We start from the raw sequence: 16,904 nt of genomic DNA on the forward strand, positions 1-16,904 counted from the left end.
TTTATGGAGGCTGTCAGCCTTGTAGCCGCCAGACTTCGTCGGGCGATAACCTACTGAAAGACTGGGAAAGTATGTTCAAGCTATTTACTTAGTTGCTTTCGCCGGTTTCAGTCAAATTTGGTATTGCTTATGTGGCGATTACGTGTGGGTTAGTTCGGGTAAGCTGGACCGTGTATGGCTCTGGCCAGGACCTGTGCGGCAGCTCCACGTGCTGCCACGAAAGTGCTGTCCTCAACAACGCGCAACGGCACACGCTGCGTTGTGCCCAATAAACGGTGCTGATTGGCTTCAAAATATGTCAATGCGGGCTCAAGGAAGGTGCTGCCAAGTTGGGTAAGTGAGCCTCCCAGTACAATCTCGGCAGGGTTCTGAGTGTGGTGAAGGTTCAGCAGCAGCATGCCCAGCGCTTCACCGGCTCGGTGTAATGTGCGTGTTACGTCTGGCTCCTGTAAGCGTGTCGCCAATGCCTGAATCAGGTCATCTTTCTCATCAATGCCTAAGCTGGCGCGGATGGACCAGCCGCTGACAAGGGTTTCAGCGCAACCACGGTTGCCGCAATGGCAGTAGAGCCCGCCCGGCTGCAGGATGGTATGGCCAATTTCGCCGGCCAGGCCCTGTACACCACGAGTGAGCAACGGTGAATGACTGCCTTCGGCCATGCCGCTGCCTATCCCCGTGCCAGCGCTGACGTACACAAGCGATTCAGGAGGCTTGCCGGTGCGGAAGTAAAGCTCACCGAAGGCCGCTGATTTGGCTTCATTGTCCATCAGCCAGACGCCCCTCGGCTCGGGGAGGTGGGGATGCAACAAATCCAGAAATCGCACATCGTGCCAGCCTAGGTTGGGAGCTCGCCGTAGCACGGCCTCACCCGTGGCGATGGGGCCTGGTAGCGCAACACCTATTCCGAGGTTCTCACGGTTAGATACCGCGGGGCTTTTCATTAATTGCTGTAACAATTCGGCAAGAAGTGCGGCCGTGGCTTCGGGCGTAGTGGGCACGTAAGGTTCGTGATGCGCTTCAAGTATCTTGCCTGATGGGGCACAAGCGACAAGTCGTAGCCGGTGAACCCCTACTTCAGCACCCAGTAGGAAATGGCGGTCATCGTTGAGGTGGAGAGCTCTTCCTGGGCGGCCGCCACTGCTTTTCTGCAAATCACCCTCTTTCAGCCATCCTTGGTTCAGCAACGATTGGACCCCTGAGCCTACGGTGGCCTTGGTCAATTGCGCCTGAGTGGCAATATCGGCGCGGGTCAGGCCAGGAACCCGGCGCACCATTTCCAGAATCGCGCTGCGATTCAAGCGCTTGAGGAAGTTTAGGTCGCCTGCTTTCTGATGCTGATAACTGGTTGTCATGAATTAAATGAAGCCTCTCCGACCTAGTCTGGTGCTGAACGATAATTTTATCTGGTTTCACCGGGAATTTCTTTGCTTGTACCAAGGCCGCGCTGTAGGACGCATCGTGGCGCCATTGAAGTTGGTTGATCGTGGGCTGGTTGTGGAGGTGAGTTGCCCTCTGTGGCGTTAAACCTATGTCGTATAGATATGCGGATACAAGGGCTTGATACTGCCTACTTAGTAAGATTTATATACTAAGTGGGCCGTGCTAAGTGACCACTTTGATGGCCCTCTGCTCAGAGGGATCGAAGAGGGCATACAGGACCGCGCTTTTATTTTTTCAGACCATGGACATTTCTTATGGGTACAGCAATCTATCCCGGCCTTGCAGGTAAGCGTGTCGTGATCACGGGAGGAGGGTCCGGCATCGGTGCCGCCTTGGTCGAGGCTTTTGCTGAGCAAAAGGCTGACGTGCATTTTCTGGATATATGTGCAGAGGAATCACAAACCCTGGTCGACCGACTGGGCAGTCAGGTGACTTTTTATCATTGCGACCTTACCGATCTCGACGCGCTGGAGGCGACGTTCAAACGCATCGGTGCTGTCGATGTATTGGTCAACAATGCGGCCAATGATGACCGTCATACCTTGGGCGATATCACGCCGACCTACTGGGATGAGCGAATCGCCGTCAACCTGCGTCATGTCATGTTCGCCATGCAAGCTGTGGCGCCGGGCATGAAAGAGCGTGGCGGAGGTTCGGTGATTAATCTGGGTTCGATCAGTTGGCATCTCGGCCAGGAGCATCTGGCGATCTATGAAACGGCGAAGGCTGGCATTGAAGGCATGACCCGAGCCATGGCTCAGGAGTTGGGCGGCGACAACATTCGCGTCAACTGTGTCATTCCCGGCAACGTCAAGACGCCGCGTCAGTCTCGCTGGTACAGCCCTGCAGACGAGCAGAAGATCGTCGACGAACAGAAGCTCAAGGTCCGCATTCATCCGCATCACGTTGCCAATATGGTGACGTTCCTGGCTTCCGACGCAGCTGCCGCTTGCACCGCACACAATTACTGGGTCGATGCTGGCTGGCTGTAAATCGTCATCTTGAGATGACAATTCCACAAGACAAATACAACTTAATTGGGATTTAACCATGACGAATGATATGACTCGCAGGCGAAGCCTGTATGTATTTGCTATTTCCTGTGTTGCCGCCATTGGTGGTTTTTTATTCGGTTTCGACAGTGGGGTGATCAACGGCACTGTCGATGGCCTTCAAAGTGCCTTCAACTCTGAAAGTGTGGGTACCGGCTTTAATGTTGCTTCGATGCTGCTGGGCTGTGCCGTGGGTGCTTTTTTTGCCGGTCGACTGGCGGATCACTTCGGTCGACGTACGCTGTTGATAGTCGCCGCTGTGTTCTTTTTGGTCAGTGCCTGGGGATCGGGGATTGCCGGAAGCTCCATGGAATTTGTGATTTATCGCATTTTGGGGGGCCTGGCCGTCGGTGCCGCCAGCGTGATGGCGCCTGCCTATATCAGTGAGGTGGCGCCAGCGGCCTATCGCGGACGCTTGGCTACCATCCAGCAGGTGGCCATCATCTTGGGGCTATTCGTTGCCTTCCTTAGCAACTATCTGCTGGCCAATATGGCGGGTTCATCGGTCTCGGAGCTGTGGTTGGGCTTCGCTACATGGCGTTGGATGTTCTGGATCGAACTTTTACCAGCCGCTATCTTTCTGATCGCGCTTATGTTTATTCCGGAAAGTCCTCGTTTCCTGATGACCGCAGGCAAGGAAGACAAGACTCGGCGTGTATTAAGCAAGCTGCTGTCCGATGACGAGGTCAACACCAAGGTATCCGAGATCAAGGAATCCTTGGCTGACGATCATCAGCCAAGCCTGCGTGATGTCATCAACAAGCAGACGGGCAAGGTTCATGGCATCGTCTGGGTCGGCATCGGGTTGGCGGTGTTTCAGCAGCTTGTTGGGATTAATGTGGTCTTCTACTACGGCGCTGTCTTGTGGCAATCCGTTGGTTTTTCCGAAAACGATGCTCTGCTGATCAACGTCATTTCGGGCGCAGTCAGTCTTGGTGCCTTGGTGATTGCTATCGCATTGGTTGATCGTATTGGACGTAAGCCGTTGCTATGGGTTGGGTCGGCAGGTATGGCTGTCACGCTGATTGCCATGGCCTATGCCTTTTCTACCGCCAGCATGGTCGATGGATCTTTGAGTCTATCTGACAATATGGGGGTGATAGCACTTCTGGCGGCAAATGCCTATGTCCTCTTCTTCAATGTGTCTTGGGGACCGATCATGTGGGTCATGCTTGGTGAGATGTTCCCGAACCAGATGCGTGGTTCCGGGCTTGCCATTTCGGGCCTATTCCAGTGGGTCTCAAACTTTGCCATTACCATGAGCTTCCCGATCATGCTCGCCGCCATCGGTTTGGCAGGCGCCTATAGTATCTATGCCTTCTTTGCGGTGGTATCGATCTTCTTCGTGATAAAACTTGTCAAGGAAACCAAAGGCAAGGAACTGGAAGAAATGTCTTACGAGTGAAGCCAGGCTGGAGCACTCGCCTTAACGGGCGGGTGCTCTTTCTCACTGGTTTGCAACGAGCTGCCTCAGCCAAGGCAGGTAAAGCTTCTCCTTGTCGTCACAGCTCGGCTCTTCCTGTAGGTCATTATTTTCTTCTGGTAGGTTTGCCATGTGCGCGATTCACATGGTATCGCCGGAAGGATCGCGCAATGAATTGAGCGCTTACTAACCCCACCTGCGCCTGGTTTTGTGGAGGTCGTCAAACCGTTAACGTGTTGTGAAAACCCACTCTTTCGAGGCGGTCTTCTCATCGAGAACCATATTGCGACCACGTTCTTTGGCCTCGTAGAGTAGTCGATCAGATCGCCTTAATAATTCTTCCACCGACGCAATGTCCTCTGACATTTCCAATACACCACCACTGATGGCGACAATGAAAGGTGTATCGTCTTCGCTAAGAAACGCTGCTTGATTGACGATCTGTCGAAGGTTTTCCGCAATCTGGGAGGCTTGCTTCTCTGAGGTGTTGGGCAAGATGACAAGAAATTCCTCGCCGCCCATGCGACCTACAATATCTGTTGTTCTTAATCGCTGCTCCATCAGCTCGGCTATTTTGGCTAGTACCTTGTCGCCCACCAAATGGCCGTGACAATCATTGATTTGCTTAAAATGATCGACGTCAAAGCTGATCAGTGAAAAAGTCGCCTGATGCCGCTGGTAAAGCGCCATGGAGTCGTTGAGAGCTTGGGTCAGGTAGCGCCGATTAAACAACCCCGTCAATTCATCCGTAACGGACAAGTGAGCCAGTGTATTTTCCAATTGTTTCTGGTCATCAATATTTATCAACATGCCATGCCAGACCAGCTTGCCGAAGGGGTCTCGGATTGGCCGCGCCACCGCCCGGAACCATTGTTCGGCGTCATCTATTACTATTCGGAATTGGCAGGACGCTTCCGATAAAGACTCGAAACAGCTCTGAATGGTCGCTTGGATCTCATTCGAGTCGAGCGGATGAACCATATCGAAGAAGACATCGGGATCTTCCTCAATGGCTTTGCAACTAATGCCAAAGTAGGCGTGGGAACGTTCACTGACGTAGGTGAAACGTAGGGCGTCCGGCGAGTCCATTTCAAACGAGAAGAGTATTCCCGGCACTGAGGCCGCGAGATGGGCGAAGTGTTGTTGAGATTCCAGCTCGGTGGAAACGTCGATATGGGTGCCCATCATCCATTCTGTGGGGGTGCCGTCTGCCTCTTTTACCAGCATGCCGCGGTCTTGAATCCAGCACCAGCGGCCGTCCTTGCATCGAACTCGGCAAAGACATTCATAGAAAGGGATTTTGTTATCCAGGTGCTGGCTGATCAATTCGTAAGAGTGCTTTAAGTCGTCGGGGTGGCAAAGCTGGTTCCAGGTTTCGATCGAAAGCGGTTGAATCTCTTCCAAGGTGAAGCCCAGCATGGTCGCCCAACGTTCATTGAAAACCACTTCCCCGGTTCTGATATTCCATTCCCAGGTACCAGCTCTTGTGCCGTCTATAATGGCCTTCAAACGCAATTCGGTTGAGAGGTTCACAGTGAATTATCTTCCTTTTGCGCAATATGATCTTGAAAGAGTAGTCCGTGTATGCGAGTAAAAAAGCGGAACTATGTGCTCTCACCCAACTGAAGTTTGAACCCGACATCATGCTGGCGGCGGTAAACATTTTTACCGCTCAGGCGCCGGATTAGCTCTTTGGCCGCTAAACGGCCCATCTCTTTTCTGGGCGAGAGAATCGTGGTGAGTTGGGGCGTCAAGTGTTGCCCAAGGGGCAGGCCGTTAAACCCGGCAATGGCGATATCTTTCGGTACGTTAAGGCCTTGGCGTTGGGCGGCAAGCAAGGCACCTGCTGCCAGGTCGTCATTGGCGAAATGAATGGCTTGCGTATCGGGGTATTGTGCTAACACTTGGGCCAGCCCTTCTGCGCCCGCCTGCAGGCTACCCAGTGTGTCCAACTCCACCATCGGGGCATTGAGTCCGGCACCCTTCAGCACGGCTTCATGACCTTCAAAGCGCATGCTGGCACGATAATCCTGCGACAATCTCGCACCCACATAGGCGATATGACGGTAGCCTTTGTCGATCAGGTGGTTGGCCATGCAACGGCCGGCGGCCACGTGATCCAAGCCGACATTTAAGTCCATTCCCTTGCCCAGTTCCATCACTTCCATAATGGGATGGCCACAGTTGGTCAACAGCGTATGGCATGCTTTGTTATGGCGCAGTCCGGCAGTGACCAGTGCCGAACACGACCAGCCCAGAAAGGTGCGTACTAACTGATATTCGCGGTCCAGGTCGTAATCGGTGTTACCGAGCAGTATCTGGTATCCCTCGGCCTCTAACGTTTCTTGCAGACCTTGGATAACCTCCACGAACACGGTGTTGATAAGAGAGGGCACGATCACCGCAATCAGTTGCGAACGGGATGAGGCAAGGCTGCCTGCCACTAGATTGGGTACATAGCCGAGTTTTTCTACGGCCGCCAGAACGCGATCCCGGGCGCTTTCACTGACTTTATCGGGATGATTCAACGCCCGTGAGGCCGTGATGGGCGAGACCCCGGCGGCCTGTGCCACTTGGCTTAGCGTTACTTGGTCGGAGTTTCGGCGCTGCTTGGTCGTGTGGGTTGGAACTGTGGGGGGCGTGTCTTTAGACATTGGTCCAACGTCCTTGATATTCAGCTTGTCGACTCGCGAACAATAATCTAAAAGTGATGGTAGCGCTATCATGACAGCGCTACCATTTACCTTGTAGCGTTAGACAAATACGAGAAAGGATCCGGAGCGATAGCAACCAACACAACGACAGCGAGGTTTAAGCTGGTGAATCAACAAGACAAACAATCACTTCAAGTCGGCATTATTGGCCTGGGTGCCATGGGGATGGGCACTGCCTCTACCTTACTCCAGCAGGGCTTTAACGTGACCGGGTGTGATATTTCCGCCGGGGCGCGCGATGCTTTTGCGGCTGCAGGGGGGCAGAGCGTGGCAACCCCAGCAGAACTTGCTCACTGCCATATTGTGTTGGTGGTTGTCGTTAACGGGTCGCAAGTTGATCAAGTGTTGTTCGGTGAACAGGGTGTGGTGAGCCACCTGACCCCGGGCAGCCTGATCATTCAGTGTGCGACAGTGCCGCCCAGCCAAGCAGAACAGCTTGGTGAGCGTTTGGCAGCAGCAGGATTGATGCTGCTCGATGCGCCAATTAGCGGCGGTGCGGCGAAAGCCAAAAGCGGCGAGCTATCCGTCATGGCGTCTGGGGCTGAGGAGGCATTTACCTACGGTCAAGCGGTGCTGGATGCCATGGCCGCTAAGGTCTACCGCCTTGGCGATGCGCCCGGTGTTGGTTCCAGCATGAAGTTGGTCAATCAACTATTGGCAGGTGTGCATATTGCCACCGCCGCTGAAGCGATGGCGCTGGGCATTCGTATGGGGCTCGACCCAGACGTTATCTATGAGGTGATTACCAACTCGGCAGGCAATTCCTGGATGTTTGAAAACCGGGTGCCACATATTCTGAATGGTGACTACACGCCGCTTTCGGCCGTGGATATCTTCGTTAAAGATCTCAATATCGTGCATCAGACCGGGCGCGAACTATCGCTATCAACACCGGTAGCCGCCAGTGCTTTGCAGCAATTTACCGCCGCTAGCAGTGCGGGTTTTGGTCGCGACGATGATTCGTCGGTGATTAAAGTTTATCAGCGCCTATCGGGTATTGCGTTGCCAGAAGCCGCCAATGACAAACAGGGGGGCTGAAAATGGGGATGGAATCGAACATCGTGTTGGGCGCTATTGCTGATGACTTTACTGGGGCTACTGATCTTGCCAATAACCTGGTGCGCGGCGGTATGCGCTGCCTGCAGGTTATCGGTGTGCCGCAGGAGGACATTGACCTTACCCATATCGATGCGGTGGTTGTGGCGCTGAAATCTCGTTCTTGCCCGGTGGATGAGGCCGTCGCTGATTCCCTTGCGGCGCTGGAGTGGCTTCGCCAGCAGGGCGCTCGTCAGCTGTTCTTTAAGTACTGCTCCACGTTTGATTCCACCGACCAGGGTAATATCGGGCCGGTAGCGGATGCGTTGCTAGACGCTTTAGGCGCTTCTCAAACAGTGATGGTGCCCGCTTTCCCGATTAACGGCCGCACGGTCTATCAGGGCCATCTGTTTGTGGGCGACCGTTTGCTCAACGACAGCGGCATGCAGGACCATCCCTTGAACCCCATGCAGGATGCGGACCTGGTGCGGGTACTCTCCCGGCAAACACCGCACGCAGTGGGCTTAGCCAACCACGCGTTGCTCGCCCAGGGCGCTGACGCAACGCGTAGGCATTTATCTGCACTCGCAGACAACGATGTGCGTCACGTGATTTGTGATTCCTTGGACGAAAAGGATCTGGACGTCCTCGCGGAAGCGACCGTTTTGATGCCCTTGGTCACTGGTGGCTCTGGTCTGGGGCAGGCGCTGCCTGCCCAGTACCGAGTCCATGGTTGGCTGGATGCCATCGCTGAGCCAGGGCGTTTATCCCCCGCTTCTGGAAGTGGGTTGGTGCTTTCCGGCAGCTGTTCCCGCGCCACGCTCGCCCAGGTGGACGATTTCCTGGCCAAGTACCCTGATGGTGGCTTTGCGCTTGATCCGTTGGCGTTGGCAGATGGCGGGCAGCAGGAAGAGGCGTTGGCCTTTGCTCGGCAACGGTTGTCTCAAGAGGCGCCGATATTGATCTACGCCTCGGCTGCGCCTGAAAAGGTGAACGCCGCGCAGCAGGCGCTAGGGGTTGCACGTGCTGGCGCTTTGGTGGAAGAGGCGCTCAGCCAACTGGCGGTCACGCTGGTCAAAGAGGGTGTTGGCCGATTGCTGGTGGCCGGGGGCGAAACGTCAGGGGCTGTTGTCTCGGCATTGGGAATTACCGCCTTGTATATTGGCGAGCAAATCGACCCCGGCGTGCCCTGGACCCAGGCCCCACTATCCGGGCGCGAGGCACCGCTTTCCATGGCCCTGAAATCCGGGAACTTTGGCGGCGTCGACTTCTTCACGCGAGCGTTTGAGGTGCTGGCATGAGTATCCATGACCAGAACAGCCTGCGGGATCAGATCAGCATCTTGGGCAAGTCACTGTTTGATCGCGGCCTGACGATGGGGTCTAGCGGTAATATCAGTGTCCGTTTGGATGACGGCGGCTGGCTGATGACACCGACCAATGCCTGTTTAGGTCGCCTGGACCCGGCGCGCATTTCCCACTTGGATGACAAAGGCCAATTGCTGGGTGGCGATAAGCCCACCAAAGAACAGTTTCTTCACATGGCGATGTATGCGGAGAGGCCACAGTCAGGGGCGATTGTGCATCTTCACTCCACCCACTCGGTCGCCGTTTCGTGCCTGCCGGAAATAGACCATTGCGATTGTATTCCACCGCTCACTGCCTATTACGTGATGCGGGTCGGTAAATTGCCTCTCGTCCCTTATCACATGCCGGGGGACCCGAAGCTTGGTGATGCGGTTCGTGGCTTAGCGGGTAAGCACAGCGCGGTGCTTCTGGCCAACCATGGGCCGGTTGTGGCGGGGAAAAACCTTGATGCCGCTGTGTATGCCACCGAAGAGCTGGAAGAGACGGCCAAGCTCTACCTGCTGTTACGCGGCGAGAACCCCCGGGGGCTATCGCCGGAGCAGGTGGCTGAACTGGAAGCTAAATTCCCGCGGGATTAATGACGCGTCACGATCAATCAACATGCCATCAATAACAAGAGCACCAAGATGATTCGACTAGCCGCCAACCTTAGCATGCTATTTAACGAGCATGATTTTCTTGACCGCTTTGCTGCCGCTAAGACCGCGGGCTTTAAAGGCGTTGAATACCTGTTTCCCTATGCATTTCCCCCTGAAGAGCTGCGCCAGGCATTGCAAGAAACGCAGTTGGAGCAGGTGCTGTTTAATCTGCCGCCGGGCGATTGGGAAGCCGGTGAGCGAGGGTTGGCCAGTCTGCCCGGTCGCGAGTCGGAGTTTCGTTACTCGGTGGTTGAAGCACTACGTTATGCCGAGGCCCTCAACTGCCCGCGAGTCCATGCCATGGCTGGTTTGCTTCCTGAGGGTGCCGATGCCGACACCCAAGCTGAGCATCATGCTACCTACGTTCGCAACCTACGCTTTGCAGCGAGTGAGGCGGCAAAAGTGGGGCGAGAGGTGCTCATCGAGCCAATCAATACTCGCGATATGCCAGGCTTTTTTCTATCTCGCCAGGCCCAGGCCATGGCCGTCATAAACGAGGTAGGCGCGGAAAATCTAAAGCTCCAGTTCGATCTTTATCACTGCCAAATCATGGATGGCGACTTGATTCGCCACCTGGAACGACAGTTCAGCGCCATCGGCCATATTCAAGTTGCAGGCGTGCCCGAGCGCCACGAGCCGGATGTAGGTGAAGTCTACTATCCCGCTATTTTTGAACGCTTGGGTGCATTGGGTTATCGCGGCTGGATTGGCTGTGAATATCGACCCCACTCCGAGACGCGCGCAGGTTTGGGCTGGGGCGAACCCTGGGGGCTGATCAGTCACTGACGGGGTTTAACGGACATGAACAATAATAGCTGCCTATTAGGAGCATAAAGATGCATATAGCCATTACTGGCGCGGCTGGTTTTCTCGGCCAGCGTTTAGTCCATCAACTGCTCAAGCGTGGTGAGCTTCGCCAGCAGCCCATCACACGGTTAACGCTGATTGACCAGGTAGAAGCGCCGCAACCTGAAGCAGGCAATATCGCGGTGACATCCATGTCGCTGGATATTACCGAGCCGGGCGCACTGGATAGCGTTTTTGAGCAACGCCCGGATGTTATCTATCACTTGGCAGCCGTTGTGAGTTCGGCGGCAGAAGCGGATTTTGACTTGGGGCTAAGGGTCAATTTCGATGCAACACGTGCGTTATTAGAAGCTTGTCGCAAGCGGGAACTGAGCGATACCCGCTTGATCATGGCCAGCTCGGTGGCGGCCTACGGCGGGGATTTGCCCGAGGTGCTGGATGACATGACGGCGCTCCACCCGCAAAACTCTTACGGTGCCCAGAAAGCCATGTCGGAGCTGTTGGTTAACGACTATAGCCGCCGAGGTTTGGTCGATGGCCTTGTGCTGCGCTTGCCCACGATTGTCATTCGACCCGGGCGGCCGAATGCGGCTGCTTCCAGCTTTGCTTCGAGTATTTTACGCGAACCATTGAATGGCGAGGAAGCGATCTGCCCTGTGCCGGTGGAACTGCCCATGTTTGTGATGTCACCGGGTAAGGTCGTCGATGCACTTGTCCATGGCGCGGAGGTGCCAGGTGAGGCGCTAGGCTCTTTTCGGGCGTTTATGTTGCCGGGCATTACCATCACGGTGGCAGAGATGCTGGAAGCACTGCGTGACGCAGCGGGAGAGAAAGCCCTTTCATTAGTACGCCATGAGCCCGATCCCCGCATCGAATCCATTGTGGCGAGTTGGCCTGCTCGCTTTGACACGGCAAAAGCCAACCAGCTTGGCTTTGTGGGCGATGATAATTTCAAACAGATCATTGATGCGTTCGTTTCTGAACGCGCTTGAGTTCCTACGCGGCTAACCGCGGTAGGTAATTGCTTGGGCCAAGTTCGCACCTGTGGCGATTTGCCCAAAAACCCACCCTCAAAACAACAAAAGAGGGAATTATGATGACTAAGACCTTTGCTCGTCACTCACTCGTGGCCGCTATCGCTGCCATCGCTACTACTGGCGTTGCACTTCAGGCCCATGCGGCAACTGAAGTGAACCTAGGCCACACACTGTCTTCCACATCGCATTACTCAGTCGGGGCAGACGCCTTCAAGGAGACGCTGGAGGAGTTATCCGATGGCGCCTATACCGTTAACGAACATCCTTCGGGATCCCTGGGCGGTGAGAGGGAAATGATTGAAGGCTTACAGATCGGCACCGTCGATTTTGTGATCACGTCAACGGGTCCGTTGGGTAACTTCGTGCCGGAAACATACGTGCTCGATTTACCGTTTCTGTTTGAAGATTACGAAGAAGCGCGCTGCGTACTGGACAGTGATCTAGGCGATGAGCTACTCGAAAAAATGAGTGATCACAATCTGGTCGGCTTGGCTTGGTCGGAAAATGGCTTCCGACACATGACCAACAGTCAACGTGAGATCGCCACGCCCGCAGACGCAGAAGGTTTGCGCGTTCGCACAATGGAAAATTCGGTGCACCAGGAAGCGTTTCGTCAAATGGGCGCACGGCCAACACCTATGGCATTCCCTGAACTTTTCACGGCGCTTCAGCAAGGTACCGTGGATGGTCAGGAAAACCCAATCACTGTGATTGTCGCCACCAACTTCTGGGAAGTGCAGGACTACCTTTCGCTGACCGGGCATGTGTATTCACCGGCTGTCGTGCTTGGTTCGCCAGTGTTCATGGATGGTTTAAGTGAGGAGGAGCGAGGCTGGTTTGAGCAGGCAGCGCAAGCCTCTGCTGAAGCAACGCGTGAAGAAGTTTCCCGCCTGGAGCGTGAAGGCGTAGAACTGCTCGAAGAGAAAGGCATGACGGTCAAAACAGATATTGATGTTGCGCCTTTCCAGGAAGCTGTGCAGCCAGCTTACGAGATATTTACCTCGGAGTACGGCGACGAAATGCTTGAGCGCGTTCAGGCAAAAGCCAGCGATTGCTGAGTACTTCCTCCACTTCGGCCTCCAGTCTTCTGGAGGCCGTTTCTGCACGGTGACCCTTTATGCTAGCGGTATTTCTTCGTCTGGAAAGCCAGTTAACACGCTTGGCTCTGCTAATTGCAGTGGTGATGCTAGCCATATCAGTGACGCTGAGTTTTTACCAAGTCCTCACTCGCTTTATTTTTAATGCGCCCTCTACTTGGTCTGAAGTCGCCTCACGCACCGCGATGATCTGGTGTGTGTTTATGGCCGCGGCGGCAACCTTTCGAGGCGGTTACATGATGGCGGTCGAGGTCATCTATAAACTCGTGCCAACGCGTTTTATGAAGCTACTCGAAATCGTCATTGTGGTGTGTTGTCTGTTGGTGCTTGGCGTACTGATTCATTACGGGATTCAGATGACCTTGCGTGTAAGTAGCCAGACGATGTCGGGCATGAATATATCGATGTCATGGGCGTATGTGGCGATTCCCATGGGATCATGCTTTGCCATTGTTGCCGCTGTTGCCAGGTTGTTGGCTCAGTTAAGTGGTCGAGAGAAGGTGGGGCCAGAAAATAGCGAGACGCTACCGGAGGCAGAACTACCTCAAGAGAGCGACTTGCCAAAAGGAGGATCGCAGCCATGAACATGGTTATTGGTCTGTCCTTGATTATCTTATTTACGTTCGGTGTGCCGATTGCTATTTCAATCATGCTGGCATCGATTATCGGTATTGAGTTCTTCACTCGCTTGCCATTACTGCTGGTGCCTCAGCAGATGTTTATCGGCATTGATAAATTTCCATTAATGGCAATCCCGTTCTTTATTCTCGCCGGTAACTTGATGGCGGCAGGGGGGATATCTCAACGCCTGGTGGATTTGGCCAAGTCTATCGTGGGTCGAGTGCAGGGCGGGCTGGCGATGTCCTGCGTACTGACATGCATGATGTTTGCAGCGGTTTCAGGCTCAAGTGTGGCCACGACCTTTGCGATCGGTGCCATTTTGATTCCCGCTATGGTGAAACATGGCTACCCCAGGCCGTTGGCGGCTTCCATTCAGGCAACGTCGGCGGAGCTGGGTGTGCTTATTCCGCCATCGATTCCGTTGATTTTATATGGTGTGAGTACCGACACGTCTATCGGACAGCTATTTCTTGCAGGCGTGGGGCCAGGCATATTGATTGGCAGCGCGCTGATCATCTTTCTTTATCTGTTCTGTAAGGTGCGGGGTTTTGGTAAGGACGATCATAAAGACAGCACCGGCTTTATGGTCTCGGTCAAGCGTGCGTGGGTGGCAATGCTCATGCCGGTGGTTGTCATTGGGGGGATTTACGGTGGTATTTTCACGCCTACCGAAGCATCGGCTGTGGCGGTATTTTTTGCCCTCATCGTCGGTGGCTTCTACTACCGTGAATTGAAAGTAGACGATCTATGGCCGATTTTTCGCCAGAGTGTCATTTCTACCGCAGCCGTTATGCTGATTATTGCGGCGGCCTCGCTATTTAGTTTCCTTCTCAGCCGCACGGGACTGCCCGCGCAAATCGCAACCCTCGTTACCAATACGATCAATGACCCCATGATGTTCCTGCTGGTCGTTAATGGGTTGCTGTTAGTTGTCGGTATGTTTATTGAAACGTCCGCCGCCATTCTAGTGTTAGCCCCCATTTTGACCCCGATCGCGATTCAGTTCGGTATTGATCCCGTTCATTTTGGTCTTGTGATGGTCGTTAACTTGGCCCTTGGAATGATTACACCGCCGTTAGGCGTGAATCTCTTTGCGGCTTGTGCGGTGGCCAAGATATCGATCGATCAGATGCTGCCTTGGTTGGTGCGTTTTGTACTGGTGATATTGGCGTGCTTGATGGCGATCACCTATATGCCGTGGATTTCCCTTGGGTTGGTGGATTTTCTTTATGGTTAGGTGAGCGACTTTGAAGTGAACCAAACAAAGACAATAACAGGAGTATTTCATGTTGAAGACGAGGGATTTTCCGCCACAACAGGCTCTCATTGGTGGTGAGTGGATGAATGCTGCAACCACTCTGCAGGTAGAAGCTCCGGCTACGGGCGAGCCATTGACACGTATTGCGCGCTGCCAGTCTGACGATGTAGACGCCGCCGTGAAGGCAGCCCAGCAGGCTTTTTCCGGGCAGTTAGGTGAGTGGGCCAGTTGGTCCGCCCGCAAGCGCAGTGAATGGCTGCTGCGTTTTGCCAATATTATCGAAGCGCATCAGGAACAACTGGCCCAGCTTGAGTGTGCTGACACCGGTAAGCCGATGACGCAGGCTAAGGGCGATATCGTGGCCTGTGCACGCTATTTTCGTTTTTATGGTGGTGCGGCAGACAAGCTTCATGGTGAAACCATTCCTTTTGAAACCGACTTCGCCGTGATGACGCTGCGCGAGCCTTACGGGGTATGCGCACAGATTATTCCCTGGAACTACCCGTCGCAGATTTTTGGGCGCTGCGTGGCGGCAGCGTTGGCGGCGGGTAATACGGTTGTGCTCAAGCCGGCGGAAGATGCCTGTCTAAGCGTACTACGCTTGTCGGAGTTGGCAGTGAATCATGGTTTGCCAGCCGGTGCGCTTAACTTGGTGCCTGGGCTTGGCTCTGAGGCGGGGGCTGCGTTGGCGTCACACCCTGATATCGATCATCTCTCTTTTACCGGGTCGCCTGAAACGGGCACTTACGTCGCCCAAGCGGCCGCGCAGCATCACGTGCCTGTCACACTGGAATTAGGTGGTAAATCACCTCAATTGGTGTTCGCGGATGCGGATCTCGAAGCGGCGCTTCCAGCGGTGATAAAAGGGATTATTCAAAACGCTGGGCAGACATGTTCAGCAGGCAGCCGCCTATTGGTTCAGCGCGAGATAGCCGATAGCGTCATAGCGAATCTTTGTGAGCACTTCGCTGCCCTGCGCTGTGATGCAGGGGAAGCGGACGCCGACTGTGGCCCGCTGATTAATGCGCGTCAAAAAGCCAAGCTGGAAGAGCGTTTGGCCGCCGCCGAAGCGGATGGTATTCGCGTGGCGGCAACGGGGCAGTTAGCCCCCAACGCACCGGCTGGTGGTCATTTCGCACTTCCTCAACTGCTTACGGATATCCCCAAAGGGCATGAAGTGCTTAACGAGGAGCTGTTTGGCCCGGTGTTGGTGGTGCAGGTGTTTGAAGATGAAGCAGAAGCGCTCGAATTGGCCAACGCCACCGATTTTGGCCTTTGCGCTGGTATATGGACGCGCGATGGTGGTCGCCAGCTACGCTTGGCCAAAGGCATTCGCAGCGGCCAGGTGTTCATCAATAACTACGGTGCTGCCGGTGGCGTGGAACTTCCTTTTGGTGGCGTCGGCCGCTCTGGCCATGGCCGGGAGAAAGGATTTGAAGGCTTGCGTAGCTATACACGGATCAAAACCGTCGCTATCAAGCACAACTAGGATGCTTTCAATATAAATGGAGCGATAACAATGACAACATCCAGAAAGGTGGGCATTGTCGGTGTGGGCCTGATGGGCCATGGTATTGCCAATAGTCTGCTGCGTGCGGGTCATGAGGTGTGCTTTCTTGAGCACTCAGGCAATCAGCCTGTAGATGATCTTATGGCATCCGGTGCCACTGCGCTGAGTTCGGGCCGAGAAGTGGCTCAAAATGCGGATGTGGTTATCCTGTGCGTCACCGGATCGCCGCAAGTAGAAGCGGTGCTCTTTGAACCCAACGGCGTTCTAGAAGGCTTGAAGCCGGGTAGCGTCGTCGTCGATTGCTCGACCGCACTGCCCAGTTCGACAGAAACAGTGGCTGCCAAGGTGGCTGATGCAGGTGGTCGCTTTATGGATGCGGCGATGACGCGCACCCCTAAAGAAGCGGAAGAGGGGCGGCTCAATCTGATTGTCGGAGCCCCGAAGGCGTTATTTGATGAAACCTTGCCGCTGCTGCAAGGGTTTGCCGAAAACATTGCCCATGCTGGGGACGTCGGCGCCGGGCATACGCTAAAGCTACTGCATAACTTTGTTTCGTTGGGCTTTTCGGCAGTGTTGGCTGAGGCCACCGCTGCGTCTCGTAAGGCGGGTATCAGCGATAACGCGCTATTAGAAGTGCTAGGCGCCGGTGGCGGAGGTGGCGTTGTACTAGAGCGTCTGCGCCCTTATATCGTTAACAATGACCCTTCTGGTTTCAAATTCACCGTTGCCAATGCCACCAAGGACCTAGGTTACTACCACACTATGACCAACGAACTGGGGGTAGAACGTGGCGTTGCCGAGGCTGTGCATGCGCTTTATACGTCTATCGACGACAGTTCATCGGCAGTACCGGAAGTGATCGGGGTTTTGGAGAAGCGAACTTAGCGGTCGGTGCCTGGTAGTGG

Annotated in this window: 15 protein-coding genes; 12 read left to right on the forward strand and 3 right to left on the reverse strand. The window is 54.6% G+C overall.

The window, feature by feature from the left end; translation table 11 throughout:
• Positions 1-149: 149 nt before the first annotated feature.
• Positions 150-1,352 (reverse strand): ROK family protein, encoded by a 1,203-nt coding sequence (locus HXW73_RS05315; RefSeq protein ID WP_186255227.1) that lies wholly within the window; start codon positions 1,350-1,352, stop codon positions 150-152.
• A gap of 342 nt (positions 1,353-1,694) precedes the next feature.
• Here HXW73_RS05315 and HXW73_RS05320 point away from each other — a divergent pair, with 342 nt between their 5' ends.
• Both HXW73_RS05320 and HXW73_RS05325 read left to right on the forward strand, forming a co-directional pair.
• The gene (locus HXW73_RS05320; protein WP_186255228.1) at positions 1,695-2,432 is read left to right on the forward strand and encodes an SDR family NAD(P)-dependent oxidoreductase; all 738 of its coding nucleotides are present in this window, start codon (positions 1,695-1,697) and stop codon (positions 2,430-2,432) included.
• A 58-nt stretch (positions 2,433-2,490) separates the two neighbouring features.
• Positions 2,491-3,897, forward strand: coding sequence for a sugar porter family MFS transporter (locus HXW73_RS05325; RefSeq protein ID WP_186255229.1), 1,407 nt, complete (start codon positions 2,491-2,493; stop codon positions 3,895-3,897).
• A 246-nt stretch (positions 3,898-4,143) separates the two neighbouring features.
• On the opposite strand, the gene HXW73_RS05330 is transcribed toward HXW73_RS05325, so the two are convergent.
• Together HXW73_RS05330 and HXW73_RS05335 are read right to left on the reverse strand one after the other, a co-directional pair.
• Positions 4,144-5,448, reverse strand: a complete 1,305-nt coding sequence (locus HXW73_RS05330; RefSeq protein WP_186255230.1) for a sensor domain-containing diguanylate cyclase — start codon at positions 5,446-5,448, stop codon at positions 4,144-4,146.
• Between the two features lie 71 nt (positions 5,449-5,519).
• The gene (locus HXW73_RS05335) at positions 5,520-6,569 is read right to left on the reverse strand and encodes a LacI family DNA-binding transcriptional regulator (protein ID WP_240538721.1); all 1,050 of its coding nucleotides are present in this window, start codon (positions 6,567-6,569) and stop codon (positions 5,520-5,522) included.
• 165 nt (positions 6,570-6,734) lie between these two features.
• Between HXW73_RS05335 and ltnD the strand changes: the two genes are divergently transcribed.
• The 10 genes from ltnD to HXW73_RS05385 all read left to right on the forward strand — a co-directional run bounded on the left by ltnD (position 6,735) and on the right by HXW73_RS05385 (position 16,884).
• The gene (gene ltnD / locus HXW73_RS05340; RefSeq protein WP_186255232.1) at positions 6,735-7,667 is read left to right on the forward strand and encodes an L-threonate dehydrogenase; all 933 of its coding nucleotides are present in this window, start codon (positions 6,735-6,737) and stop codon (positions 7,665-7,667) included.
• Positions 7,668-7,669: 2 nt separating this feature from the next.
• The gene (gene otnK, locus HXW73_RS05345; RefSeq protein WP_186255233.1) at positions 7,670-8,965 is read left to right on the forward strand and encodes a 3-oxo-tetronate kinase; all 1,296 of its coding nucleotides are present in this window, start codon (positions 7,670-7,672) and stop codon (positions 8,963-8,965) included.
• Complete coding sequence (gene otnC / locus HXW73_RS05350; RefSeq protein WP_186255234.1) at positions 8,962-9,609, forward strand: 3-oxo-tetronate 4-phosphate decarboxylase; 648 nt, start codon at positions 8,962-8,964, stop codon at positions 9,607-9,609. Before otnK ends, otnC begins: the two co-directional genes overlap by 4 nt.
• A 48-nt stretch (positions 9,610-9,657) precedes the next feature.
• Complete coding sequence (gene otnI, locus HXW73_RS05355; protein ID WP_186255235.1) at positions 9,658-10,455, forward strand: 2-oxo-tetronate isomerase; 798 nt, start codon at positions 9,658-9,660, stop codon at positions 10,453-10,455.
• Positions 10,456-10,505: 50 nt separating this feature from the next.
• Positions 10,506-11,468 (forward strand): D-erythronate dehydrogenase, encoded by a 963-nt coding sequence (denD, locus tag HXW73_RS05360; RefSeq protein WP_186255236.1) that lies wholly within the window; start codon positions 10,506-10,508, stop codon positions 11,466-11,468.
• A gap of 104 nt (positions 11,469-11,572) precedes the next feature.
• Positions 11,573-12,571 (forward strand): TRAP transporter substrate-binding protein, encoded by a 999-nt coding sequence (locus HXW73_RS05365; protein ID WP_186255923.1) that lies wholly within the window; start codon positions 11,573-11,575, stop codon positions 12,569-12,571.
• A 59-nt stretch (positions 12,572-12,630) separates the two neighbouring features.
• Positions 12,631-13,194: a TRAP transporter small permease gene (locus HXW73_RS05370; protein ID WP_186255237.1), complete on the forward strand. Its 564-nt coding sequence runs from the start codon at positions 12,631-12,633 to the stop codon at positions 13,192-13,194.
• Complete coding sequence (locus tag HXW73_RS05375; RefSeq protein ID WP_186255238.1) at positions 13,191-14,468, forward strand: TRAP transporter large permease; 1,278 nt, start codon at positions 13,191-13,193, stop codon at positions 14,466-14,468. Before HXW73_RS05370 ends, HXW73_RS05375 begins: the two co-directional genes overlap by 4 nt.
• Before the next feature lie 49 nt (positions 14,469-14,517).
• Positions 14,518-15,978 (forward strand): aldehyde dehydrogenase family protein, encoded by a 1,461-nt coding sequence (locus HXW73_RS05380; protein WP_186255239.1) that lies wholly within the window; start codon positions 14,518-14,520, stop codon positions 15,976-15,978.
• A 30-nt stretch (positions 15,979-16,008) separates the two neighbouring features.
• Positions 16,009-16,884: an NAD(P)-dependent oxidoreductase gene (locus tag HXW73_RS05385; protein WP_186255240.1), complete on the forward strand. Its 876-nt coding sequence runs from the start codon at positions 16,009-16,011 to the stop codon at positions 16,882-16,884.
• Positions 16,885-16,904 lie beyond the last annotated feature (20 nt).

Origin of the sequence: Halomonas sp. SH5A2 (genome assembly GCF_014263395.1) — a bacterium.
In the GTDB taxonomy this organism is placed as follows: domain Bacteria; phylum Pseudomonadota; class Gammaproteobacteria; order Pseudomonadales; family Halomonadaceae; genus Vreelandella.

Coding starts and splice junctions, on each gene's coding strand:
- HXW73_RS05365 (WP_186255923.1), top strand. CDS start 11,573: ATGACTAAGACCTTTGCTCGTCACTCACTCGTGGCCGCTATCGCTGCC.
- HXW73_RS05375 (WP_186255238.1), top strand. CDS start 13,191: ATGAACATGGTTATTGGTCTGTCCTTGATTATCTTATTTACGTTCGGT.
- HXW73_RS05315 (WP_186255227.1), bottom strand. CDS start 1,352: ATGACAACCAGTTATCAGCATCAGAAAGCAGGCGACCTAAACTTCCTC.
- denD (WP_186255236.1), top strand. CDS start 10,506: ATGCATATAGCCATTACTGGCGCGGCTGGTTTTCTCGGCCAGCGTTTA.
- HXW73_RS05325 (WP_186255229.1), top strand. CDS start 2,491: ATGACGAATGATATGACTCGCAGGCGAAGCCTGTATGTATTTGCTATT.
- otnC (WP_186255234.1), top strand. CDS start 8,962: ATGAGTATCCATGACCAGAACAGCCTGCGGGATCAGATCAGCATCTTG.
- HXW73_RS05335 (WP_240538721.1), bottom strand. CDS start 6,569: ATGTCTAAAGACACGCCCCCCACAGTTCCAACCCACACGACCAAGCAG.
- HXW73_RS05385 (WP_186255240.1), top strand. CDS start 16,009: ATGACAACATCCAGAAAGGTGGGCATTGTCGGTGTGGGCCTGATGGGC.
- otnK (WP_186255233.1), top strand. CDS start 7,670: ATGGGGATGGAATCGAACATCGTGTTGGGCGCTATTGCTGATGACTTT.
- otnI (WP_186255235.1), top strand. CDS start 9,658: ATGATTCGACTAGCCGCCAACCTTAGCATGCTATTTAACGAGCATGAT.
- HXW73_RS05380 (WP_186255239.1), top strand. CDS start 14,518: ATGTTGAAGACGAGGGATTTTCCGCCACAACAGGCTCTCATTGGTGGT.
- HXW73_RS05320 (WP_186255228.1), top strand. CDS start 1,695: ATGGGTACAGCAATCTATCCCGGCCTTGCAGGTAAGCGTGTCGTGATC.
- HXW73_RS05370 (WP_186255237.1), top strand. CDS start 12,631: ATGCTAGCGGTATTTCTTCGTCTGGAAAGCCAGTTAACACGCTTGGCT.